General features: G+C 73.2%; 20 protein-coding genes. 4 read left to right on the top strand and 16 right to left on the bottom strand.

Annotation, left to right across the window (positions count from 1 at the left end):
* Positions 1 to 28 precede the first annotated feature (28 nt).
* The 5 genes from ACLQ2W_RS30930 to ACLQ2W_RS30950 form a co-directional block, all read right to left on the bottom strand.
* A complete protein-coding gene (locus ACLQ2W_RS30930; protein WP_425791048.1) occupies positions 29 to 1,384 on the bottom strand; it encodes an FAD-dependent oxidoreductase in 1,356 nt (451 codons plus the stop codon).
* The gene (locus tag ACLQ2W_RS30935; protein WP_425791050.1) at positions 1,381 to 2,478 is read right to left on the bottom strand and encodes an amidohydrolase family protein; all 1,098 of its coding nucleotides are present in this window, start codon (positions 2,476 to 2,478) and stop codon (positions 1,381 to 1,383) included. Before ACLQ2W_RS30935 ends, ACLQ2W_RS30930 begins: the two co-directional genes overlap by 4 nt.
* Positions 2,475 to 3,449, bottom strand: a complete 975-nt coding sequence (locus ACLQ2W_RS30940) for an aminopeptidase (RefSeq protein ID WP_088643360.1) — start codon at positions 3,447 to 3,449, stop codon at positions 2,475 to 2,477. The genes ACLQ2W_RS30935 and ACLQ2W_RS30940 overlap by 4 nt, the downstream gene beginning before the upstream one ends.
* The gene (locus tag ACLQ2W_RS30945) at positions 3,449 to 4,252 is read right to left on the bottom strand and encodes an acetoacetate decarboxylase family protein (protein ID WP_088643359.1); all 804 of its coding nucleotides are present in this window, start codon (positions 4,250 to 4,252) and stop codon (positions 3,449 to 3,451) included. The genes ACLQ2W_RS30940 and ACLQ2W_RS30945 overlap by 1 nt, the downstream gene beginning before the upstream one ends.
* A 118-nt stretch (positions 4,253 to 4,370) precedes the next feature.
* A complete protein-coding gene (locus ACLQ2W_RS30950) occupies positions 4,371 to 5,411 on the bottom strand; it encodes an amidohydrolase family protein (protein ID WP_425791053.1) in 1,041 nt (346 codons plus the stop codon).
* A gap of 97 nt (positions 5,412 to 5,508) precedes the next feature.
* Here ACLQ2W_RS30950 and ACLQ2W_RS30955 point away from each other — a divergent pair, with 97 nt between their 5' ends.
* From ACLQ2W_RS30955 to ACLQ2W_RS30965, 3 genes are read left to right on the top strand one after another with little or no spacing between them, the layout of a single operon-like run.
* Positions 5,509 to 7,227: a thiamine pyrophosphate-binding protein gene (locus ACLQ2W_RS30955; protein ID WP_425791055.1), complete on the top strand. Its 1,719-nt coding sequence runs from the start codon at positions 5,509 to 5,511 to the stop codon at positions 7,225 to 7,227.
* Positions 7,228 to 7,231: 4 nt separating this feature from the next.
* Entirely contained in the window at positions 7,232 to 8,152 is a 921-nt protein-coding gene (locus ACLQ2W_RS30960; RefSeq protein WP_425791057.1) for an isocitrate lyase/PEP mutase family protein, read from the top strand.
* Complete coding sequence (locus tag ACLQ2W_RS30965; RefSeq protein ID WP_425791059.1) at positions 8,149 to 9,141, top strand: D-2-hydroxyacid dehydrogenase; 993 nt, start codon at positions 8,149 to 8,151, stop codon at positions 9,139 to 9,141. The genes ACLQ2W_RS30960 and ACLQ2W_RS30965 overlap by 4 nt, the downstream gene beginning before the upstream one ends.
* Positions 9,142 to 9,213: 72 nt before the next feature.
* On the opposite strand, the gene ACLQ2W_RS30970 is transcribed toward ACLQ2W_RS30965, so the two are convergent.
* Genes ACLQ2W_RS30970 through ACLQ2W_RS30990 form a run of 5 tightly spaced genes read right to left on the bottom strand, consistent with a single transcriptional unit; the run spans position 9,214 to position 15,126 of the window.
* Complete coding sequence (locus ACLQ2W_RS30970; protein WP_425791060.1) at positions 9,214 to 9,807, bottom strand: cysteine hydrolase family protein; 594 nt, start codon at positions 9,805 to 9,807, stop codon at positions 9,214 to 9,216.
* The gene (locus ACLQ2W_RS30975) at positions 9,777 to 11,684 is read right to left on the bottom strand and encodes a dipeptide ABC transporter ATP-binding protein (protein WP_425791062.1); all 1,908 of its coding nucleotides are present in this window, start codon (positions 11,682 to 11,684) and stop codon (positions 9,777 to 9,779) included. Before ACLQ2W_RS30975 ends, ACLQ2W_RS30970 begins: the two co-directional genes overlap by 31 nt.
* Complete coding sequence (locus tag ACLQ2W_RS30980; RefSeq protein WP_425791064.1) at positions 11,671 to 12,585, bottom strand: ABC transporter permease; 915 nt, start codon at positions 12,583 to 12,585, stop codon at positions 11,671 to 11,673. The genes ACLQ2W_RS30975 and ACLQ2W_RS30980 overlap by 14 nt, the downstream gene beginning before the upstream one ends.
* A complete protein-coding gene (locus tag ACLQ2W_RS30985) occupies positions 12,582 to 13,511 on the bottom strand; it encodes an ABC transporter permease (RefSeq protein ID WP_107155344.1) in 930 nt (309 codons plus the stop codon). Before ACLQ2W_RS30985 ends, ACLQ2W_RS30980 begins: the two co-directional genes overlap by 4 nt.
* Before the next feature lie 13 nt (positions 13,512 to 13,524).
* The gene (locus ACLQ2W_RS30990; protein ID WP_281940242.1) at positions 13,525 to 15,126 is read right to left on the bottom strand and encodes an ABC transporter substrate-binding protein; all 1,602 of its coding nucleotides are present in this window, start codon (positions 15,124 to 15,126) and stop codon (positions 13,525 to 13,527) included.
* A 172-nt stretch (positions 15,127 to 15,298) separates the two neighbouring features.
* Here ACLQ2W_RS30990 and ACLQ2W_RS30995 point away from each other — a divergent pair, with 172 nt between their 5' ends.
* Positions 15,299 to 16,474, top strand: coding sequence for an MFS transporter (locus ACLQ2W_RS30995; RefSeq protein WP_425791066.1), 1,176 nt, complete (start codon positions 15,299 to 15,301; stop codon positions 16,472 to 16,474).
* Between the two features lie 24 nt (positions 16,475 to 16,498).
* On the opposite strand, the gene ACLQ2W_RS31000 is transcribed toward ACLQ2W_RS30995, so the two are convergent.
* The 6 genes from ACLQ2W_RS31000 to ACLQ2W_RS31025 all read right to left on the bottom strand — a co-directional run bounded on the left by ACLQ2W_RS31000 (position 16,499) and on the right by ACLQ2W_RS31025 (position 23,214).
* Positions 16,499 to 17,356 carry an amidohydrolase family protein gene (locus ACLQ2W_RS31000; protein WP_405093765.1) on the bottom strand — a complete coding sequence of 286 codons (858 nt, stop codon included), beginning with the start codon at positions 17,354 to 17,356 and terminating at the stop codon, positions 16,499 to 16,501.
* Positions 17,357 to 17,396: 40 nt separating this feature from the next.
* Positions 17,397 to 18,782 carry a phenylacetate--CoA ligase family protein gene (locus ACLQ2W_RS31005; RefSeq protein WP_425791069.1) on the bottom strand — a complete coding sequence of 462 codons (1,386 nt, stop codon included), beginning with the start codon at positions 18,780 to 18,782 and terminating at the stop codon, positions 17,397 to 17,399.
* Between the two features lie 46 nt (positions 18,783 to 18,828).
* Positions 18,829 to 19,629: an IclR family transcriptional regulator gene (locus ACLQ2W_RS31010; protein WP_396860733.1), complete on the bottom strand. Its 801-nt coding sequence runs from the start codon at positions 19,627 to 19,629 to the stop codon at positions 18,829 to 18,831.
* 83 nt (positions 19,630 to 19,712) lie between these two features.
* A complete protein-coding gene (locus ACLQ2W_RS31015) occupies positions 19,713 to 21,158 on the bottom strand; it encodes an MmgE/PrpD family protein (protein ID WP_425791071.1) in 1,446 nt (481 codons plus the stop codon).
* On the bottom strand, positions 21,155 to 22,000 hold the full coding sequence (locus ACLQ2W_RS31020; protein ID WP_405093761.1) for a cyclase family protein: 846 nt from the start codon (positions 21,998 to 22,000) through the stop codon (positions 21,155 to 21,157). The genes ACLQ2W_RS31015 and ACLQ2W_RS31020 overlap by 4 nt, the downstream gene beginning before the upstream one ends.
* Positions 21,997 to 23,214, bottom strand: coding sequence for a CaiB/BaiF CoA transferase family protein (locus ACLQ2W_RS31025; protein WP_425791073.1), 1,218 nt, complete (start codon positions 23,212 to 23,214; stop codon positions 21,997 to 21,999). The genes ACLQ2W_RS31020 and ACLQ2W_RS31025 overlap by 4 nt, the downstream gene beginning before the upstream one ends.
* Between the last annotated feature and the right edge of the window lie 11 nt (positions 23,215 to 23,225).

The raw sequence follows: 23,225 nt of genomic DNA on the forward strand, positions 1-23,225 counted from the left end.
CGCGGTGGCGAGTCGGACCGGTACCGGCTCAGGCGGTGGCGTGCCGGCCGGCGAGGTAGCCGAGGCCGAGGGCGGCGAGCAGGCCGTTTCCGGCCAGGTACCCGTCCGCCCCGTGGCCGGAGATGCCGACCGCCGCGCCGCCGGCCGCGTACAGGCCCGGCACCGGCTGGCCGGCGCGCAACGCCCGGGCGTGCCGGTCCACCCGCAGGCCGCCCTGGGTGTGGAAGAGCGCCCCGGTGACCCGGACGGCCGCGTACGGCGCACGCAGCGGCGCGCCCCAGGCGCGCCGGCCGAACGCGTCGGACGCGGTCCCGGTGGCCGCCGCGTCGGCGTCGGCCAGGGTGGCCGCCAGCGCGTCGACCGGGGCGCCCACCACGGAGGCGAGCGCGTCGACGTCGTCGGCCCAGCGGACCGCCCCGGCGGCCACCACGTCCCGGTAGTCCTTGAACGCCAGACAGGCGTCGTGGACGCGTTCGTCGTAGACCACCCAGGCCCGGCCACCCGGACGGGACAGCACCGGTACGGCGTACTCGGAGTAGCCGACCGTCTCGTCGCCGAAGCGTCGCCCGGTGGCGTCCACGAGGAAGCCGCCGTGCATGACCGTCGCCCAGGTGAGCAGGATGGCGTCCGGGACGGCCAGCGAGCCGTGCCCCTGGTAGGCGTCGAGGTGGCCGGTGTCCAGGTCGAGCCGTTCGGCCAGCCGCAACGCGTCCCCCCGGGACGCCTCGCCGCCGTGGTAGACGCCGTGGGCGATCTCGGGCAGGTGGCGCCGGACCAGCTCGGGGTCGGCGGCGAACCCGTTGGTGGCGAGCACCACCACCGGGCAGCTCAACTCCTCCCGGGTGCCGTCGGGACGGGCCAGCACCGCGCCCCGGACCGCGCCGGTGTCGTCGGTGCGCACATCGACCAGCCGGGCCGGCACGACCAGGTGCAGGTCGTCCCGGTCCGCGGCGGCGTCGAGCAGGGCGCGGTGCAGGGCCGCGCCGGAGCGGTCCGGCACGCTGTGGCAGCGCAGCGCCGAGTGGCCCGGGTAGCGGAAGTCGATGACCAGTTCGAGCGGCACCCCGCAGTCGTCGGCCAGCCAATCGACCAGCTCGGGGGCGACCGCGGTGAGCGCGGCGGCCACCACCGGGTCGGCCCGGTCGTGGGTCTTGGCCCGGATGTCGGCGAGGAACCGACCCGGTGAGTCCTCGACGCCGGCCGCCCGCTGCCAACGGCTGCCGGCGGCCGGGATCATCGAGGTGCTCATCGCGGTGTTGCTGCCCTGCCGGAACGTCTCCCGCGCCTCGGCGAGGACGACGGTACGGCCGGGCCGGGCGGCGGCCAGCGCGGCGGCCAGGCCGGCCGCGCCGGCGCCGGCGACCAGGGCGTCGCAGTCGGTCATGAGCCGGCCGTCCCGGGCGGGTTGTCGGGGTCCAGGCCGTAGAAGCGGGCCGCGTTGCGCCAGAGGATCTTCTCCCGGGCCGCGGTGTCCAGAAAACCTGCGGTACGGATCCAGTTCGCGGCGCCGCCGGGGTGGTCCCAGGCGAACGGGTGGTCGGTGCCGATGGTGAGCTGGTCCACCCCGACGCGCTCGATCACCAGTTCCAGCGCGCGCTCGTCGTGCACCAGCACGTCGTAGAAGAGGTTGCCGGCGGCGAGGTACTCGCTGGGCGGGCGGGCCATGGTGCGCTGCGCCGGGGAGATCATGTGCCAGCGGTGGTCGAACCGGCCCAGCGAGTGGATCGCGATGCCGCCGCCGTGGGTGAAGCACATCCGGAAGTCGGGGTGCCGGTCCAGCAGCCCGGAGTGGATCACCGTCATCAGCCCGATGCTCGCCTCGACCGGCGCGGCGAACGAGCTCTCGAAGTAGTACCGGCCGAGCCGGTCGCCGGCGCCGAGCTTGTCGAAGAACGCCGGGTGCACGTTGGCGGTCACCCCGGCCTCGGCCATCGCCTCCAGCACCGGCAGGATCTGCGGGTCGTCGAGGTTGCGCCCGTTGACCGCCGGGGTGAGCACGAAGTGCCGCAGCCCCAGTTCCGTCACGGCGTGGTCGAGCACGGCCAGCGCCGCGTCCCGGTCCTGGAGCGGCAGTTGCGCCAGCCCCCGGTAGGTGCCCGGGGCGGCGGCCTCCAGTTCGGCCAGCTCGGTGTTGAGTTCCCGGCAGAAGGCCGCGCCCCGGGCCGCGTCCAGGTGGTAGTTGAACAGGAACCCGGCCACCTGGACGGCCTCGAAGCCGATCCCCTGCTGCGCGGCGCGGGCGGCGAGCCGGGCCGTCGGGTCGGCCAGGTCCACCTCGGGCGGGGCGAAGGCCAGCACGGTACGCCCCAGCGCGAACGCCCGCCGGCCGTCGGCCTCGGTGACCGGCCGCCAGCCGTACCAGTCCCGTCCTTCCCGCCCGGCGGCGAGCAGTCCCCGGGGCCAGAAGTGGGTGTGCGTGTCGATGGCCGGCACCCCGGAGACGGCGTCTCCGGGGGCCGGAGCGGATGCGGCGGTCATGCCACCTTCACGATCTTCCCGTCCTGGACCAGGATCTCCCCGTCCACCTCCACGGTGGGGGTGAGCAGCAGCAGGTCGACGTGGATCGGGGCCTTGACCGTCCCGCCGACCACGCTGTTGCCGAGGGCGAAGTGGACGGTGCCGACCTGCTTCTTGTCCTCGGTGATGTTGCCGAGGAAGCGGGCCGCCGGGTTGGTGCCGATGGAGATCTCGCCGAGGTTGTCGCCGTTCTCCACCCCGTCGATCATGCGGCGCAGCTCGCCGGCCTGGTCACCGCCCTCGATCCGGACCGCGCGCCCCTGGTCGAAGTGGACCCGGATCGGTTCGCGCAGCTTGCCGAGCTGGTGCGCGGAACCGTCGGCGACCAGGACCCCCTGCCCGGTGCCGGTGGCCGGGGCGCTCCACGCCTCGCCGCTGGGATAGCTGGAGATCTGGCCGGGCTCGCGGGCGAAGGACGCGCCCACTCCGCAGGTGACCCCCTCCAGGCTGGCGGTGAGGTCGGAGCCCTGCTGCGAGGTGACCCGGATCCGGGAGCCGGCGGTGATGGCGTCGGCCAGCGGTTTGGTGATCCGGTGGACCTCCTCGTAGTCGGCGATGCCCGCGCCGCCGGTCAGCTCGGCCCGGGTCACCCCGGTCATCACGATCGCCCGGGCGCCCCGGTTGAGCGCCTGCTTGAGTTCGGGGGTGAAGCTCAGCGCGGTCGAGGTCGGCGAGATGATCACGTCCGCGCCGGCCAGTGCGGCGGCGACGATCCGGTTCGCCGGTTCGCCGGCCCGGGCGCGGGCGGGCTGGACCAGCAGGGTGCCCTCGGCGCCGGCGGCGGCGACCGCCGCGAGGAGCGCGTCGACGACCGCGTGGTCGGAGTTGTGGTCGGCGGCGACGGCGACCAGTTCCCCGGGCCGGACGGCCAGGGAGGTGTTCACGATGTTGTCGGCGGCCTTGGCGACCTGGATCGCGGCCCAGTCGGTCATCAGTGGTCCTCTCGCAGCAGGGTGGCGCCGGCCTTGGTGGTCCAGCCGCGCTGGAAGCTGTACGCCTCGACGATCTCCAGGGGCTGGAAGCCGTCGAGGTCCTCGTTGATCACGTCGGTGAAGATCTCCACGCCGCCGGTGCCCTTCCAGGCGTCGATGGTGGTGGCCCGGTCCAGGTCGAGCGCGAAGAGCTGCCGCTGGTCGGGCACCTGCGGGCTGGGCGAGGGGATGTGCCGGTAGGTGTAGACGCGGTGCCCGTGCGAGGGCACCGCGTCGTCGTCGATCTTCTCGGTGAGCTGGATGTCCACGTTGAAGATCCGCCGGCCGAACCGGTCCACGGTCCCCCGCATCCGGCTGCCGGGGCCGATCGGCCCGAACGCCGGGTTGGCCGGCTGGATCTTGGTCTTGTGGATGACGCCCTGCTTCTTGGCGAAGCCCATGAAGTGGCCGAACACCACCGACCAGTCCTCGCTGACGTAGATGTAGGCGCTGAACCGGCCGGGCTGGCCCTGGTAGGTGCAGTAGAGGCCGAGGATGCCCTCCTGGTACTGCGACCACTGCGGTTCGGTCCAGGCCTGGTCGGGGTGACTGTCGCTGACCTTGACCATGTCGGCGACGTAGGCGTAGGCCAGGGCCTCCGGGTGCAGGTCGAGGCCGTCGGGCAGGTAGGCGCGGGCCTTGTCCGGGTCGACCCGGTAGATCACCTGGATGGCGTCGGCGCTGATGTGGTGCGGGGGGTCGTCGACGAGCGCGGCCCGGCCGGACGGGGACAGGGGATTGCCGAACCCTCGGAGCGTGGCCATCAGATTCCTTCCACTCAGCGAAACGGCGTTCCACAAAACGTAGGGGGGTCCGTCGAACCGTGTCAAGGGCCGGACGGACGCCGTGACCAGCGAATCCGCCGTCCGGCGCGACGGGATGTCAGCCGGCGCCGCCAGTCGCCCGCCGCGCGCCGTCGAGGAAGAGGGTCGCGTTCTCCCGGACCACCATGTCCTTCTCCCGGCTGGTCAGGAACGGCTGGTCGGCGATCCAGCGCACCGCGCCGACCTCGGGGATGTCCCCGCCGTACGGGTGGTCGGTGCCGATCACCACCCGGTCCGGGCCGACCCGCTCGACAAGCAGTTGCAGGGCCCGCTCGTCGTGCACCAGGCAGTCGTAGTGGAACCGGCGCAGGTACCGGTCCGGCGCCTCGGCCAGCAGGCCGCTGTCCCGCCCCTGGAGGTAGCGCAGGTTGAGCCGGCCGATGCCGTACGGCAGCCAGCCGCCCCCGTGCGAGCAGCAGATCCGGGCGCCCGGGTGCCGGTCCAGCAGGCCCGAGTAGATCAGCGAGGCCAACGCCAGCCCGGATTCGAGGGGCACGCCCACCGAGTTGTCGAACATGTGCCGGCAGGTGCGCTCGCGCCCGGCCCGGGTGTACCAGTTGGCGTGGATGACGATCGCCGCCCCGGCGGCCAGCACCTGGTCGAGGATGGCGACCACCTTCGGGTCGTCCAGGTTGGCGTCCTCGACGTTGGTGCCGATGCTGAACGCGTACAGGCCGAGGTCCTTGACGGCGTGGTCGAGCACCCGCAGGGACGCGTCGTGGTCCTGGAGCGGCAGCAGTCCGAGACCGGTGAAGGTGCCGTCGGAGGCGGCCTGCGCGTCGGCCAGGTCCGCGTTGACGTCCCGGCAGTACGCCTCGGCCTCGGCGGCCGGGAGTTCGTACCCCCAGAGGAAGACCGGGACCATCGCCGCCTCGCGGACGATGCCCTCGGCGGCCCGGCGTTCCCGGCGGGCGGTCAGGTCGGTGGAGTAGAGGTCGACCGGGGCGGGGGCGTCCCGGTCGCCGGCCACGATCCGGGGGGTGGCGGCGGTGAGGTCGGCGTCCCAGGCGTGCCAGCGCCGGCCGGCCCGGACGGCCGACGCGAACTCACGGGGCCACCAGTGACTGTGCAGATCCACGGCCTGACCAGGTCGATGCATGATGGGCACCCCTCTTGTTCCGGTTGATGAAACGGTGTTTCATAAAGTAGCGCAGCCGACGGGGGCGGGACAGGCCGACCGACTCAGGACGTGACACATGGATCTGACATACGGAAGCGACGTGATGGTGGCGCTGCTCCAGCGCCTCGGCATCCGGTACGTGGCAGCCAACCCCGGCGCCTCGTTCCGGGGACTGCACGACTCCCTCACCACAAGCGGCAGCCCCGAGGTGATCTCGGCGCTGCACGAGGGCGTCGCCGTGGCCGTCGCCCACGGCTACGCCAAGGCGTCCGGCGAGGTAATGGCCGCCGCCGTGCACAACCTGGTCGGCCTCCAGCAGGCCGTGATGGCGACCTTCAACGCGTACGCCGACCACGCGCCGGTGCTCCTGCTCGGCGGCTCCGGACCGGCCGACCAGGCCCGCCGCCGCCCGTGGATCGACTGGGTGCACACCGCGAACCAGCAGGGCCAGGCCGTCCGGGACGTGGTCAAGTGGGACAGCGAACCCACGTCCGTCGCCGCCCTGCCCGACCTGATGCTCCGCGCCCACCAGCTCGCCGTGGCCCAGCCGCCCGGCCCCACCTACGTGGCCCTCGACGCGCTGATGCAGGAGTCCCCCGCGCCCGCGGTCGACCTCGGCGACTGGGGGCCGGCCCCGCTCGCCCCGCCGACCGCCCCGCTGGACCGCCTCGAAGCCGTCGCCGACCTGCTCGTCGCCGCCGAGTCCCCGGTCGTCCTCGCCGACTTCGTCGGCCGCAGCCGGGCCGGCTTCGACGCGCTGCGCCGGCTCGCCGAGACCCTCGCCGTACCCGTGGTGGACCTCGGCAGCCGGCACAACTTCCCCACCGGGCACTGGGCCGACTGCACCGCCGACCGGGCCGGCCGGCTCGCCGACGCCGACCTCGTCCTGGCGCTGGACTGCCGGGACGTCCGCTGGGCGACGTCCCAGGTGGACAACGACCGGCGCGGCTACCGGATGCTCACCCGGCCCGGCACGAAACTCGCCGTGATCACCCTCAACGACCTGAAACACAACGGCTTCCTCGACCTGGAACCGCCGATCCGGGCCGACGAGTACCTGGTCGCCGACACCGCCGTCGCCCTGCCCGTCCTCGCCGACCTGGTCGCCGAGCGGGTCGCCCGCCGCGCCGACGCCGTCGCCGCCCGACGCGAGTGGCTGACCGGTCACACCGCCGCGCTGCGCGCCGCCGAAGGGCCACCGCCCGAGTCGCCGCACGGCGGGATCACCGAGGGCGTCCTCGCCGCCGCCACCTACGACGCGGTACGCGACGGCCCCTGGCAGATCGGCTTCACCATGTTCCGGGGCTGGCCCCGGCGCACCTGGGACCTGGTCGACTACAACTGCCACCTGGGCGGCTCCGGCGCCGGCGGCCTCGGCTTCGGCATCGGCGGTTCGATCGGCGCGGCGCTGCACCACCGCGACGACGACACCGTGGTGGTCGACCTGCAACCCGACGGCGACCTGCTCTACACCCCGCAGGCGCTCTGGACCGCCGCCCACCACCGGCTCCCGCTGCTGGCCGTGGTGGTCAACAACCGCAGCTACGGCGCGGACTGGCTGCACCAACGTCGGGTGGTGCAGACGCGCGGCGGCGACCTGGACCGGGCCCGGCACGGCATGGACCTGACCGGGCCGGACGTCGACCACGCCGGGATGGCCCGCGCCCAGGGCGTCGAGGCGTTCACCGTGACCGACCGCGACGCCCTGGCGTCCACCCTCACCGAGGCGGTCAAGGGCGTCCGCGAGGGTCGTCCCGTCCTGGTCGACGTCGTCGTCGACCTGCCGGAGGTGTGATCCGATGCCGGTGCACGCCCCGGTCGGCTTCGCCGACGTCCTCGCCGCCGAACCACCCGTGTACGCCGCCGGCGTCTGGGACGGGCTCAGCGCCACGCTGGCCGCCGCGGCCGGTTTCCGCTGCCTCTTCGTCTCCGGTTTCGCCGTGGCCGCCTCGCTCGGCCTGCCCGACGCCGACCTCTACACCCGCGCCGACATGACCCGCGCGGTCGGCGTCGCCGCCCGGGCCGGCGGCCTGCCGGTCATCGCCGACCTGGACACCGGCTGGGGCAACGCCGTCAACGCGTACCACGCCGCCCGGGACTTCGAGCGGGCCGGCGCGGCGGCGCTGATGCTGGAGGACCAGATCTCCCCCAAGCCGGGGCCGCTGAGCGAGCAGGCCGGGGTGAGTCTGGTGCCCCGGGCCGAGGCGGCGGCGAAGGTCCGCGCCTGCGTCGACGCCCGGGACCGGGCCGCCGTGGTCGCCCGGACCAACGCCGACACCGTCGACGAGGTGCTGCGGCGGGCCGAGGCGTACGCGGCGGCCGGCGCGGACGTGGTCTTCCCGATGCGCCACGACGAGACGTTCCCGTTCGAGGCGTGGCAGGCCACCCGGGACGCCTGCGGCCGGCCACTGGCCGCCGCGGTCGCCCCCGGCAGTTGGCTGGAACGCGAGCTCACCCCCGCCATCGCCCGGGAACTCGGCATCGCCGTGGTCATCTACGGTCTCCAGGGCCTGCTCGCCACCGCCCGCGCGCTCACCGCGGCGTACACCGACCTGCTCGGCCCGGAGCCCGGCGTGGTCGCCGCCCGGGGCGTACCGCTGCGCGAGTTCACCCGGCTCATCGGCTACGACGAGGTCACCCGACTCCGCGACCGCTACCTGGGCGCCGGTGGTGTCCCGCCCCGGCCGGGCAGCGCCGACGCCGGGCGGGGCGACACATGACCGGGCCGGACGACACCGGCCGTACCGTCCTGGCCGCCGCGCACGCGCTGATCGCCCCGCTGACCGAGGCACAGGTCGACGCGATCCGCGCCGCCGCCGCACCCGACCCGGTGGTGGTCGCCCGGGACCCCGCCACCGTGCTGCGGCACGCCCCCGGCGCGGCCGTCCTCTTCGGTGACATCCAGCCGGCGGCCCTCGACGCCGCGCCGAACCTGCGCTGGGTGCAGTCGGTCGGCGCCGGCGTGGACCGGATCGCCGCCCACCTCGCCGGCCGCGACGTCCGTCTGGTCTCGGCCAAGGGCGGGATCGTCGGCGCGCACCTGGCCGAGCACGCGTTCGCGCTGCTGCTCGCGCTCACCCGGGGCGTGGCGACGGTGCTGCGCGCGCCCGACTGGACCGACGCGTACCGGATCGCGGTGCGGGCCACCCAGTGGGAGTTCACCGACCGGACCATGCTGGTGGTCGGCCTCGGCGGGGCCGGCCGGGCGGTGGCCCGGCGGGCCCGGGGCTTCGAGTTCGCGCGGATCGTCGCGGTGGAGCCGGAATCCGTCGAGGCCGGCCCCGACGTTGACCTGCTGGTCACCCCGGACCGGCTGGACGAGGTGCTGCCCGCCGCCGACGTGGTGGTGCTCACCGTGCCGCTCACCCCGGCCACCCGCCACCTGCTGGACGCCACCCGGATCGCCGCGATGAAACCCGGCGCGATAGTGGTCAACGTCAGCCGGGGCGACCTGGTCGACGAGTCGGCGCTGCGCGCCGCGCTCACCGGCGGACGGCTCGGCGGGGCCGGGCTGGACGTGGTGGCCCGGGAGCCGCTCGCCGCCGACGACCCGCTGTGGCGACTGCCCAACGTGGTGGTCACCCCGCACATCGCCGGCGGGTCGCCGCGCCGGGCCGAACGGGTGGTCGAGCAGTTCTGCGCGAACCTGCGTCGCTGGCACGCCGGCGAACCCCTGCTCGGCGAGTTCGACCGCAGCCGGGGCTACTGAGATCCCGGGACCGCCCGCGCGAGGGGTCGCGCGGGCGGTCCGGGGCCGGTACGGCGTGCCGCCCGGGCGGGTTCAGGCGGACAGCACGGCGGCGGCGGGGCGGACGGTGCCGACGGCGTGCGCGAGGGTGGCCAGCGTGGCCCGCTGCACCTGCTCCGCCGGCAGGTCGAAGCCGGCGGCGGTGACCGGCAGCGCGGCGGTCAGGTCGGCGACCACCAGCACGTCGAGGTCGCGGGCGCGGGCGTCCTGGGCCGTGGCCTGGACGCAGATGTTGGTGGTGACGCCGGTGAGCACCACCCGGTCCGCGCCCAGCGTGCGCAGCACCACCGCCAGGTCGGTGCCGTAGAACGCCGACTGGCGGGGCTTGACCACCCGGATCTCGTCGTCGCGGGCGCCCAGGCCGGGATGCAGGTCGGCGGCCGGGCTCCGGAACAGCTCGTCGACCGCCGCGCCGTACCCGGCGGTGGTGGCGACGCCCATCGACACGCCGGGGCGCAGCTCGCGGGTCACCCAGACCAGCGGCACGTCCCGGGCGCGGGCCGCGTCGGCGAACCGGGCGATCCGGTCCACCAGCCCGGCGGCGTCCGGGACGGCCAGCGGCCCGGTGACGTACTTGCGTTGGACGTCGATGACGATCAGGGCGTCGCCGGGGCCGAGGGGACGCACGGCTCCTCCCTCCGGGTCGTCGGACGGTCCCGGTACCGGCCGAGGTCGGTCTCGGGGTCGAGCACCGCGTCGAGGAGTTGCCGGGTGTACGCCGCCGCCGGCCGCTGGTAGATCGCGTCGACCCGGTCCAGTTCGACGATCTTCCCGGTGGACATGACCGCCACCCGGTCGGAGATGTAGGCCACCGCCGCCAGGTCGTGCCCGATGAACAGGTACGTCAGGCCGAGCCGGGCCTGGAGGTCACGCAGCAGGTTGAGGATCTGCGCCTGGATGGAGAGGTCCAGCGCGGCGACCGGCTCGTCCAGCACCATCAGCGCGGGTTCCAGCGCGAGCGCGCGGGCGATGGCGACCCGCTGGGCCTGCCCGCCGGAGAGCTGGTGCGGGAAGCGGGCGGCGTAGTCGCCGTCCAGCCCGACCAGGTCGAGCAGTTCGGTGACCCGGTCCCGCCGCTGGGCCTTCGACCCGCGTTTGTGCACCAGCAGCGGCTCGTCGACGATCTGCCCGATGGTCATCCGGGGGTCCATCGAGGAGTACGGGTCCTGGAAGACCACCTGGAGGTCACGGCGGACGTCCCGCATGGCCCTGCCGGAGAGCCGGGCGATGTCGACGCCGCCGATGACCACCCGTCCGGAGGTGGGGGCGAGCAGCCCGGACATGATCATCGCGGTGGTGGACTTGCCGGACCCGGACTCCCCCACCAGGCCGAGCGTGGTGCCCTTCGGGATGGTGAAGGAGACGTCGTCCACCGCCCGCAGCACCCGGGCCTTCCGGCCGGAGCCGAGTGGATACTCCTTGACCAGGTTCTCGACCACCACGAACGGTTGTTCCGCGTCGCCGGGCCGGGCGTCGACGAGTGGTTCGCCGCCCTCGCGCCAGTAGCCGAGGTCGCCGTCGGCGGTCAGCCGGCCGGTCCAGTGGCAGGCCGCGACCTGGCCGCCGCCACTCGGTTGCAGGACCGGCAGTTCCTCGGCGCAGCGGTCGGTGGCGAACCGGCACCGGGGGTGGAAGGAGCAGCCGGCCGGCAGCCGGGCCGCGTTCGGTGGCGCGCCGGGAATGGCGGTCAGCGTGGACCGCAGCCGCCGCAACCGGGGCAGCGACCCGAGCAGCGCGGCGGTGTACGGGTGGCCGGGTTCGTGCAGCACCTGCTCCGCGGTGCCGTACTCGACGACCCGGCCGGCGTACATGACGGCGACCCGGTCGGCGACGGCCGCCGCCACGCCGATGTCGTGGGTGATCAGGACGACCCCCATCGACAGGCGGTCCCGCAACTCGATCATGGTCTCCAGCACCGCGCCCCGGACGCTGGTGTCCAGCGCGGTGGTCGGCTCGTCGGCGAGGAAGAGCGGCGGGTCCAGGGCGATCGCCATGGCGATCATGACGCGCTGGCGCATGCCGCCGGAGAGTTCGTGCGGGTACTGCTTCGCCCGCCGGCCCGGGTCGTCGATCCGGACCACGCCCAGCAGCTCGACCGCCCGCTCCCAGGCGTCCTTCGCCGACGCCCCCCGGTGCACCCGCAGGATCTCGGCGATCTGGTCGCCGACGGTGAAGCTGGGGTCCAGCGAACTCATCGGGTCCTGGAACACCATGCCGTAGTTCTCGGCGCAGAACCGGCGCAGCTTCGCGCCGCGCAGCCCGAGCACGTCCCGGCCCTGGAAGCGGACCCGGCCGGCGGTGTGGCCGTTGGCCGGCAGCAGCCCGGCGACGGCGTGCAACGAGACGCTCTTGCCGGAGCCGGACTCGCCGAGCACCACCAGGGTCTCGCCCTGGCGCACCGACCAGGTGGCGCCCCGGACGGCGTGCACCGGCCCCCGGAGGGTGTCGAAGGTGACGTCCAGCCCGTCGACCTCGAGCAGCGGTACGGCGTCAGCGCCGGCCATGCGGATCCCACCTCTCACTCAGCCAGTCACCGACGACGTTGACGCTCAACACGACCAGGGTGATGGCCACGCCGGGGACCAGCGGGATCCACCACGCGGTGTCGAGGTAGCCCCGGCTGGCGCTCAGCATCCCGCCCCAGGTGGCGGTGGGCGGCGGCACGCCGAGCCCGAGGAAGCTGAGCGAACTCTCGATGACGATGGACCGGGCCACCACGAACGTCCAGACGACGATGAGCGGACCGGCGATGTTGGGCAGCACGTGCCGGGCGAGGATGCCGGCACCCCGACGGCCGATGGCGACGGCGGCCCGGAAGTAGTCGGTGGAGACCACGTTCAGCGTCTTGGCGTGGGCGAGCCGGGTGAACGGCACCCATTCCCAGAGCACCAGCACGATGATCAGCACCGACAGTTTGGCGCCGAAGACGGCGACCACGGCGAGGGCGACGATGAGGAACGGGAACGCGGTGAGGATGTCGACCGTCCGCATGATCACCGACTCCACGATGCCCCGGTAGTACCCGGCGACGACGCCGAGGACGGTGCCGAGCAGGCCGGCGAAGGTGGCCGCGACGAACCCGACGGTGAAGCTGACCCGGCCGCCGTAGATGGCGCGGCTGAGCAGGTCCCGGCCGAGTTCGTCGGTGCCGAGCAGGTGCGCGCCCTCGCCGCCGAACAGCGACGGCGCGGCGAGCCGGTTGAGCAGGGACTGCTCGTTGGGGTCGTACGGCGAGACGGCCGGGGCGAAGATCGCGGCCAGGACGCCGACGATCAGGAAGCCGAGCGCGATCCGGGCGCCGAAGTGTCTCGGCAGGAGGCGTCGGCGGGGCCGGCGCGGCGCGGGGACGACCTCGGCCACGGGTTCGGCCCCGCCCGGCTCGGGAACGGTCAGCACTGTGCTCATCGGGTCACCAACTGCGCCTTGAGTCGGGGGTCGACCACCTGGTAGAGCAGGTCGACGATGAAGTTGATCAGCACGACGAGCACGCCGATGACGAACACGCCCGCCTGGAGCACCGGGTAGTCGCGGGCGGTGACCGACTCGACCATCAACCGGCCCAGGCCGGGCCAGGAGAACACCGACTCGACCACCACCGAACCGGCGATGAACTGGCCGAGTTCCAGCCCGACGAGCGAGAGCATGGGCACGCTGACGTTGCGCAGGATGTGCCGGTAGCGGATCCGCCGGGTGCTGTAGCCGAGCGAGTTCGCGGTCCGCACGTACCCCTTGCTGAGTTCCTCCAGGGTGTACGCCTGCACCAGCCGCATCTGCCGGGCGCAGATGAAGGCGGCGAGGGTGACGGCCGGCAGGATCAGGCTCATCACCCCCTCCCCGCCGAAGCTGGGCAGCCAGCCCAGGCTGACCGCGAAGATCATGATGAGCACCAGACCGAGCACGAAGTTCGGCACGCTCTGCCCGAGGATGGCGAGGCCGTTGACGGCCCGGCCGAGGAGCCCGTCCCGGTGCACGGCACCGAGCACCCCGGCCGGTACGCCGAGTCCGACCGCGATGAGCATCGCGAGGAGGGTCAGCAGCGCCGACGCCGGAAACCGGTCCAGCACCAACGCCATCGCGTCGCTGCGGTACTGGTACGAGTCGCCGAAGTCGAGCACCAGCAGGTCACCGAGGAACCTCACGTACTGGACGAGCACCGGTTCGTTCAGCCCGAGATTGCTGCGGATGGCCGCCAGGGTCTCCGGGTCCGCGTCCGCACCGGCGATGGCCGAGGCCGGGTCGCCGGAGATCCGGACCAGGAAGAACACCAGGCTGGACAGTCCGAGGATGACCAGGACCAGCTGCAGGAGCCGCTGTCGCAGAAGCTTCGCCACGGTCGGACCCCGTCTAGCCCGTCACCTTGGTGATCAGCTCCCAGGCCGGGTTGCCCGCCTGGTCCACCTTGAAGCCCCGGATCTTGTCGGAGCTGGCCCAGACGTCCGGCATGGTCATCACCGCCACGGACGGGACGTCCTCCTTGTAGATCTTCGACAACTCGCAGAACGCCTGCTGCCGCTCCGGGGTGCCCTCCTCGGCCGAGCGCAGCTTGCCGAACCACTCGTCGTACTTCGGGTTGGAGTAGCCGATGTTGTGCTGGGGGTAGCCGGTGACCAGGCGCTCGAGCTGCACGGAGGCGTCCACGAACGGTGAGCTGCTCATGCCCCAGGCGAAGAAGTCGGCCCGCTCGGTGCGGTTGTAGTACACGTCGAGGTAGTTGGAGAACTCCATCGGGGCGATCTCCACCGACTCGACCGCGTCCAGCTTGTTGACCATCTCGCCGATCGCCTGGGCGAGCAGCGTGTCGTTGAGGATGAACCCCTGCGAGGTCTGGAACTTCAGCTTGAGCCCGGAGACGCCGGCCTCGGCCATCAGCTTGTTGGCCGCGGCCAGGTCGTACGGGTACCGGGTGACGTCCTTGCAGTAGCCGGACATGAAGCTCGGCGCCAACTGGCCCTGGCCGACCTGTCCCTTGCCGCCCATCACGCCTTGGACCAGCGCGTCCAGGTCGAGGGACTGGGCGATGGCCCGCCGGACCCGCACGTCGGTCAGCGGCCCGGAGTCGGTGAACAGGTCCACCACGTACGTGCGGGGCTCGACCGCGTCGTAGACCGTGAAGGCGCCGGACTCCAGCGACTTGATCCCGTCGATCGGGACCTTGGTGATGATGTCGACGTCACCGGCGCGCAGGGCGGCCACCCGGGCCGCGTCCTCCGGGATCGCCTTGAAGGTGATCGAGGCCGGCAGCGCCTTGCCCTGCCCGGAGTTGGGGTTCGGCACCAGCACGAGTTCCTTGCCGGGGACGAACTTCTCGACCATGAACGCGCCGGTGCCGATGGGCTTGGCGTTGAACGCCTTCGCGCCCACCCGCGCGTGCTCCTTGGGCGGGACGATCGGCATCGCGCCGAGCAGCCGGGGCAGGATCGCCTCCGGCGCGCTCATGGTGAACCGGATGGTGGTGGCGTCGACCGCTTCGACCTGCTTGATGATGCCGAGCTTGCCGCGGATGCTCGCCTCGTTCTTCGGGTCGAGCATGAACTTGGTGGAGTAGACGACGGCGTCGGCGTCGACCGGCTCGCCGTTGGCGAACTTCAGGTCCTTACGGAGGACGAACTGCCAGGTCAGGTCGTTGACGCGGGTCCACGACTCGGCGACGCCGGGGACCACCTTGGCGCCCTCGCCGAGGGTGTCGACCCTGGTCAGCAGGGACCAGACCGGGTAGGCGTAGAAGGAACGCGGCGGGGACGTGGCGGAGAATGCGTCCAGGTCGGGGTTGATCACCCCGACCCCGACCACGATGTCCGCCCCGGCTGCTCCCGGGGAGGAGTCCGCCTCCGCCGCGCTGTCCCCGTTGGACGAACTACAGGCTGTGGCCAGGAGGGCCACCACCCCGACCAGAGCAGAAACCTTCAGGGCTCTGAACCGGCCGAGAACTCCCGTCTTCGGACTCATCCCGGCACCCCTCTCCCATGCGATTCGCACATTCGATCCGCTTAGCGGAACAGTGTTTCTACACACTAGGTCCGGCTTCTCCGCAGTGTCAACGGCCTGACGTGCCGTTATGGACCCGTGCTCAGGTTTACGGTACGTTCAGCGAAACATCGTTCCGCTGAATGGACCGCTTGTGGCGCCTTCCCTACCGCTCGGTACCGGCGGGATCCTGACCGTCACCGCGCTGTCCGCGGTCGGCGCCACCGGCTACGGAACGCTCGCCCCGGCGATGGCCGAACTCGCCACCGCGTACCAGGTCTCGGAGGCCGCCGTCGGGCTCCTCCAGGGCGTGATCGCGGTGCCCGGCATCGTGCTGACCGTGGCGCTGGGCGGCCTCTCCGACCGGCTCGGCCGCGGCCGGGTGGCGCTCGGCTGCCTGCTGTTGTTCTCCGTCGCCGGCACCGCCTGCGCGCTTGTCGACTCGTTCGGCACGGCCGTCGCGCTCCGGGCGGTCCAGGGGATCGGCTTCGCCGGCCTGCTCACCATCCCCCCGACCGTGATCGGCGAGACGCTGACCGGCGCGGCCCGGCAGCGCGGCCTGGCGGTCAACACCTTCGTGCTGACCACCGCCTCCACCCTCGGACCGATGGCCGGCGGCGCGGTGGCGAGCCTCGGCGACCCACGCGCCGCGTTCTGGCTCTACGCGCTGGGCGCGCTGCTGGTACCCGGGACCGTCCGGGTGCTCGGGCTCGGCCCCGGCCGGCGGCCGACCCGGGACCACCGCTCCGCCCGGCTCCTGGCCGACCTGCGGCGCGTCGGCGAGCTGCGTACCGTGGTCGGCGCGCTGACCCTGACCACCGTCGTCATCGGCCTGATGACCGCGGCCACCGCGGCGATGCTGCCGCTGGCCCTGGACCGGGTCTTCGAGGTGCCCCTGGCGGCCCGGGGTCTGCTCGTCGGGCTCGGCAACGTGGGCAGTCTCGCCGCCTCGGCGGCCCTGGCCCTGCTCGCCGGGCGGACCGCCGACCGGCAGGTCGCCCGGATCGGGCTCGGGTTGTGCGCGGTCTCCCTGCTGCTCACCGCCGCCGCCCCGGCGGTGTGGGTGGTGGCGGTCGCCGTGGTGCTCCTCGGCGTCGGGGTGGGCTGCGCGTACAACGCCTCCGTGCACGCCGTCTCCCGGCAGCCGGTCGACGGCCGGGGCATGCTCATCGGCGCGTGGTCGGCGTCGTCGCGGCTCGGCCAGTCCACCGGCCCGGCCCTGGGCGCGCTGCTGGTCGGCGTGGTCGGCCCGATGGCCGCGTTCTCCGTCGGTGGCGCCGCCGCCGCGGTCGCGCTCGTCGCGCTCACCGCGGCCGGCCGGCGTCGGTGACGCACGCCCCGACAGCGGGGCGGATCAGTCGGTGAGACCGTAGAGGCGCAGGGCGTTGTCGCGCAGCACCGCCGTGGCCGACTCCGGCCGCAGGCCCAGCTCGGCGAACTCCGTCATGGCGCGCTCCGGGTCGATCACCGGGTAGTCGGTGCCGAAGAGCACCTTCTCCCGGCCGAACGTGTTCATGTAGTGCACCAACGCGGCCGGCCAGTGCTTCGGGGCGTACGCGTCCACCCCGATGTACACGTTGGGGTGCTTGTACGCGACCGCGATCATCTCCTCGGTCCACGGCCACCCGGTGTGGATGCCGACCAGCTTCAGCTCGGGGAACTCGCAGGCGACCGTGTCGAGGGTGATCGGCCGGCCGACGCTGCGCAGCGGCCGGGCGTCGTCGTAGCGCAGGCAGTGGCCCACCTGGAGCTGGATCGGCACGTCCAGCTCGGCGCACTTGGCGTAGATCGGGTAGTAGCGCCGGTGGTCCGGGGGCAGCCCGAACCAGTGCGGGTACGAGTGCGCGCCGACGAAGCCGTACTCGGTGACCGCCCGTTCCAGGTGCCGCAGCTCGGCCATGCCGGCGGTCGGGTCCAACCCGACCAGGCCGCTGAACCGGTCCGGGTGCGCGGCGACCAGCTCGGCGACGGTCTCGACCTGGAGCGCGAAACTGTTGACGTCGCCGGCCGGGCCGAGCTTCGCGGCGATCAGGAAGGACCGGGCGATCCCGGCCCGGTCCATCTTGGCCAGATACTCCTCGATCGTCGTCCCGGGCAGCCGGTCCCCGGCGCCGATCTTGCGGCCGAGGAAGTCCTTCGACCAGGCCGGTCGCGCGGCCACGATCTCGGGTGTGTACGGATTGACGACCACGTCGATGGCACCGGTGTACACGGTCAGTCACGACCTTTCTGAGAGCTACGTGTCGACGACGTCAGCCGACGTGGCGGCGGTCGACGAGACGACGGGGTTTGGCGTCGGCCAGCGGGTCGTAGATGTCGTCCACGCCGACCACCCGCACCTCGGGCGTGAGGTGGGTCAGGTCGCGGATCCGCGACCGTACGGCCGAGACCAGCGCGTCGGCGTCGCGGCCGGCGACCGGGGCGACCTCGACCACCACGCCGTCGCCGGAGAGCGCGTCGCCGGGGCGCAGGTGGTCGAGGACCACCCGGTACTCGGCGACGCCGGCCAGGTCGACCAGGGCGTCGCCGAGCACGGTCAGGTTGACAAGCGTGCCGTTGACCTTGACCAGGTCCTTGGTGCGGACCGGCTGGGAGACGATCCGCTCGGCGGTCCGCCCGCAGGCACACCGTTCCCGGGTCAGCCGGACGATGTCGCCGACGGCGTACCGGAGGAAGGCGGTGCCCCGGGCCCGCAGGTGGGTGATGAGCAGCAGGCCGGGTTCCCCGTCGGGCACCGGCTCGCCGCTGGCCGCGTCGACGGTCTCCAGGTGGATCAGGCCCGGGGTGGGATTGTGCCAACCCGCCCCCTCCGCGCACTCGATCATCGACCAGCCCTCGGTCGAGCCGTAGCGGTTGGCGACCCGGGCCGTCTCCGCGCCCACCGCGCGCAGCCGGGCGCGCAGATCCTCGACGCCGGCGGCGCTCGTCGCCTCGCCGGTGACGAAGCACCAGCGGACCGTGGGCAGCCGCAGCCCGCGTTCGGCGGCCCGGATCAGCACCCGGCGGACGAACCCGGCGACCCCCCACAGCACGGTCGCGCCGTGTGCCGCCACCAGGTCGATCGCCTCGTCGAGCCGGCGGTGCACCGGCCAGTCCGGCGAGGGGCGGCCGGTGTGCCCCTGGAAGATGGTCGCCCCGATCGCCGCCGCCGTCCGGTCGGCGCGGATCCGGGCGCCCATCGGGAACGGGGTGAGCGGGAAGAGGTTCGCGATCACCTCGTCGGCGCCGAGACCGAGCAGCCGGGCGCAGCGCCGGGCGTGCAGCAGGTAGGCCCAGTCGTCGCTGGTGGTGACGTAGAGCGGGGCGGGCGCGCCGCTGGTGGTGCCGGTGGTGTAGATGACGTACGCGAGGGTGCGTTCGGCGACCGGCAGGTCGGCCGGGGCGGTCAACCGGAAGGACTCGGGGTCACCGAGGAAGTCCTGCTTGCCGGTGACCGGAAGCCGGGCCAGGTCCGCGACCCCGCGTACCCGGTCCGGGTCGACGCCGGTGCGCGCGAAGAGTCGCCGGTAGTGGGGGTGGTGCCGGGCCAGCAGCTGGACCTGCGCCGCGATCAGCGGGTCGCGTAGCCGCTCCACCTCGCCGGGGTCCGCGTAGAGCACCGAGTCGCCCGATGGGTCGAGCGCGGATGGCACCGACACCGCTGTTCCCTCCCGCGGGGCGGTCCGGCCCCACCGCTGGCGGGCATCACTCCGTGGAGCGTTGCCCGATGATCTCCGACTCCCGGTGGCCCATCAGGGCCGAGAGTCGCCGTACGGCGTCCAGCAGCGCGTCGGCCGCCTCGTCGATCTTCGGTTCGAAGCGGCGCAGTGGGCCGCACACGCTGATCGCCGCGGTCGGCTTGCCCCGGTGGTCGAAGACCGGGGCGGCCACCGAGGCGGCGTCGGCCTGACGCTCCCCCAGCGACCGGGCGTACCCGCGCTTGCGGATGCGGTCCAGGTCGGCGCGGAGCTGCTCGGGCGTGGTGATGGTGGTGTCGGTCAGCCGCTCGAACGGGCCGGTGGCGAGGTAGGCGTCCTGCTCCTCGGGGTCGAGGAAGGCCAGCAGCGCCTTCGACGACGAACCGGCGTGCAGCGGGTACGGATGGCCGAGCCGCACCGACATGCGGATGTCGGTGGGCGGGGTCTCCTGGTCGATGTAGATCCGGGTCCAGCCGCTGCGGATGGAGAGCGTGGAGGTCTCCTGAGTGGCCGTGACCAGCTCGTGCAGGATCGGCTGCGCCATTCGACGCACGTCGATGCCTTCGAAGTAGGTCAGGCCGAGCTTGAGGGCCGCGTGGCCGAGCGCGTACCGGCGGGTCTGCGGCTCGATCTGGATGTAGTCCTTCTCCAGCAGGGTCGACAGGATCCGGTGCACGACGGCCTTCGACAGCCCGAGCGCCTTGGAGATCTCGGTGACCCCGAGGGTGGACTCCCTCCGTTCGGTGAAGAGGGTGAGCACCTCCATCGCACGGCCCACGGTGAGAATCGTCTTGCTGGTCTCGGTCACTGAGAGTCCTTCCGCTGCGGCGTCGGACCACTTCGGTCCGTGACGCGGCGAACGAGATTGTACGCCGGGGGCGACGTAGTTCCTCACAGCGGAATACCGTTCTCGAACATCAGCGGGCTGAGCAGGTCATCCACCGAGGCCGCGTCGGGCAGCGCCCGGGCGGCCCGGGCGATCGCGGTCACCCGCTCCGGCGGCAACACCCGACCGGCGTTGTCGCGGAACTTGCCGGCGACCTCCTCGTCGGTGAGCGGGCGGTGCGAGCCGCCCCGGTTGGCGAGCACGGCCTCCTCAAGGAGCCGGCCGTCGGTGGTGCGCACCCGCAGCACCGCCGGGAACTGGTGCGGGAAGATCTCGTCGCAGCGCGGGTCGGCGACCACGGTGACCCGGCTCATCAGCCGCCGCCGGACCGGGTCACGGGCCAGGTCGTCGGTGAAGTCGTCAAGCCCCAGGCCCAGACCGCCACCGCCGCCGAGCAGCGCGGCCGCGACGGTGTACGGGCCGGAGAACTGCGCCTGGTAACCGGTCTCCGGGGCCTGCTTGACGTCGAGGGGCTCGCCGATGGTGCGGACGGTGGCGGTCGGCACGGCCAGCTCGACGCTGGCCACGTCGGCCGGGCGCAGGCCGGCGTCCCGCAGCGCCAGCGCGGCGTCGATGCCGGCGTGCGTGAAGTGGTTCGCCGGGTACGGCTTGAAGAAGATCCCCGGCACCTCCCAGCGCTGGCCGAGCCCGTCGATGACCGCCCCGGCGTCGAACTCGCCGCCGAGGAACGCCTGGAAGAAGCCGAAGCGCCCCTCCAGCAGGGTCGCCGGGCCGGTGATCCCGCGTTGGGCGAGCTGCGCGGCGTACACCCCGGCGTGCGCGGCCCAGCCGCAGTGCATCCGCTTGACGGTGCCGCCGGTGCGGTTGCTCTCGATGATCCCGGACGCCATGCTGGCCGCGATGCCCATGGCGTGCAGCACGCCGTCGGCGGAGAGACCGAGCAGTTTCGCGGCGGCGGCGGCCGAGCCGACCGCCCCGCACATCGAGGTGGCGTGCTGTCCCCGGTCGAAGTACCGGTTCGCCCCGGTGGCCGCGTCGTAACCGGCCATCCCCACCCGTACGCAGATCTCCAGGCCGACCGCGATGGCGGCGACCACCTCCGCGCCGGTGGCCCGGGTCGGCTCGGCGACGGCCAGCGCCGCCGGGACCACGCTGGCGCTGGGGTGCAGCACCGACGGCAGGTGGGTGTCGTCGTAGTCGAGCGAGTGGGCGAGCACACCGTGGGCGAACGCCGCCTCGCTGGCCGGCACCCGCTGGCGCAGCCCGACCACCCGGGCGTCCGGCCGGCCGCCCCGCTCGGCGACCAGGTCGAGCACGGCCACGCTGGTGGGCAGCGTGGTGGCGGCGACCGCGATGCCCAGCACGTCCAGCACCCGTTGGGCGACGCTGCGCACCACCGGCGCGGGCAGGGGAACGCCGGCCGGGCCGTGGGCCGCGGCGAACGCGGCGAGCTGCCCGCCCAGGGTGGTCGCCGGCGACGTGGCGGTCATCCGGACACGACCAGCGCGAGCGGGCGGACCGGGCTGCCGGTCGCGCCGACGATGTTCAGGTGCGCCAGCACGACTGTGAACTCCCGCACCCCGGACTCGGCCAGTTCCTCCAGGGCCATCGCCTCGATGAGGTTGATGCCGTGTTCGGCGAGCAGCACCCGGTGCGCGGGCAGCAGGGCGTGGCCGGACCCAGCGGCGAGGCGTTCGAAGGCGATGGTGTCCGCGCCGGCCAGCCGCACGTCGCGGGCGGCGATCCACCGGGCCCCGGCCTCGCCGACGCCGGGCACTCCGGTCGCGTGTCCGATGTATGCCTCCCGGTCGTCGTAGCGGCGGCCCCAGCCGCTGCGCACCAGGACCACGTCGCCCGGTCCGACCGGGGTGCCCTGCCGGGCGACGGTGGCGTCCAGGTCGGCGGGCGTGATCTCGTACGCCGGGTCGAGGGCGGGGACCCCGAGCGCGGCCGGCACGTCGAGCAGCACCCCGCGGCCCACCAGCGGGGGCAGTTCGTCGATCGCCCCGGTGGTGAAGCCGCCGCCGGTCTGCGCCCGCATCGCGTCGGCGCCGTCGTGCAGCCGGCCGTCGACGGAGACGTGCGCGAGGGCGTCGATGTGCGTGCCGACGTGGGTGCCCAGCGAGATCAGGTCGTTGGCGGCGGACATCCCGTCGGCCCGGTAGCTGTCGCCGTGCCGGCGGGGCAGGGTGTGCCAGAACGGCGGGTGGTTCGGCGACTGGGGCATGCCGATGCGCAACGGCCGGCCCAGGTCGAAGACCCGGACGCCCGCCTCGACGGCGGCGAGCAGGACGTCGCCGCGCCGCTCGCTCGGGATGGTCTCCACGGTCATCGCAGCACTCCCCGGTCTCGCAGCTCGGCGAGTCGTTCCGCGCCGATGCCCAGTTCGTCGCCGAGCACCTCGTCGGTGTCGGCCCCCACGCCCCGCCCGGTGAAGCGGATCTCACCGGGGGTGGCGCTCATCCGGAACAGCACGTTCTGCATCCGGATCTGACCCAGGTCCGGATCGGGCACCTGGGTGATCATGTCCAACGCTTTGACCTGCGGGTCGGCCAGGAGTTCGTCAGGCGCGTACACCGGCGCGACGGCGGCCCCGGCGGCGGTGAACGACTCGATCACCTCGGCGCGGGTCCGCGCGCCGATCCAGTCGGCCACGTACCCGTCGAGCAGGTCGGCGTGCCGCGCCCGGCCGGCGCCGGTGGCGAACCACTCCTCGCTGATCACCTCGGCGTGCCCGACCAGGGTCAGCACCCGCTCGGCGATGGAGTTCGCCGAGGTGGAGATGGCCACCCAGTGCCCGTCGGCGGTCCGGTACGTGTTGCGCGGGGCGTTGTTCAGCGACCGGTTGCCGGTCCGTTGCTGGACCACGCCGAGCTGGTCGACGTAGATGACGCTCGGGCCGACCGCCGTCATGATCGGTTCCAGGATGTCGAGGTCGATCTCCTGGCCGGTGCCGTCGCCGGTGGCCCGCGCGTAGAGCGCGGTCAGCACCGCCGCCGCGCCGGTGATCCCGGCGATGGAGTCGGCCAGCCCGAAGGCCGGCAGCATCGGCGGTCCGTCCGGCGACCCGGTCAGGTGGGCGAAGCCGCTCATCGACTCGGCGAGGGTGCCGAAGCCGGGGCGGGCGGCGTACGGGCCGGTCTGCCCGAAGCCGGTGACCCGCAGCAGCACCAGCGCGGGGTTGAGCGCCCGCAGGTCCGCCCAGCCCAGGCCCCAGCGTTCCAGCGTGCCGGGGCGGAAGTTCTCGACCACCACGTCGGCGGTGCGGACCAGCTCCCGGAAGATCTCCTGCCCCTCCGGGTCGCCCAGGTAGAGCCCGACGGTCCGCTTGTTGCGGCCGATCATCTTCCACCAGAGGCCGACGCCGTCCTTGCTGAGGCCGTGGCCCCGCATGCCGTCCCCGTGCCGCGGGTGTTCGATCTTGATCACGTCGGCGCCGAAGTCGCCGAGGATCTGACAGGTCAACGGACCCGCCAGGATCGTCGACACGTCGAGCACCCGGACACCGTCCAGCGCCCGCCGGCTCCGCGACTCCTGACCACCCACCCGGCCCACTC

It is taken from the genome of Micromonospora sp. DT227, assembly GCF_049841835.1.
Taxonomy (GTDB): Bacteria; Actinomycetota; Actinomycetes; order Mycobacteriales; family Micromonosporaceae; genus Micromonospora.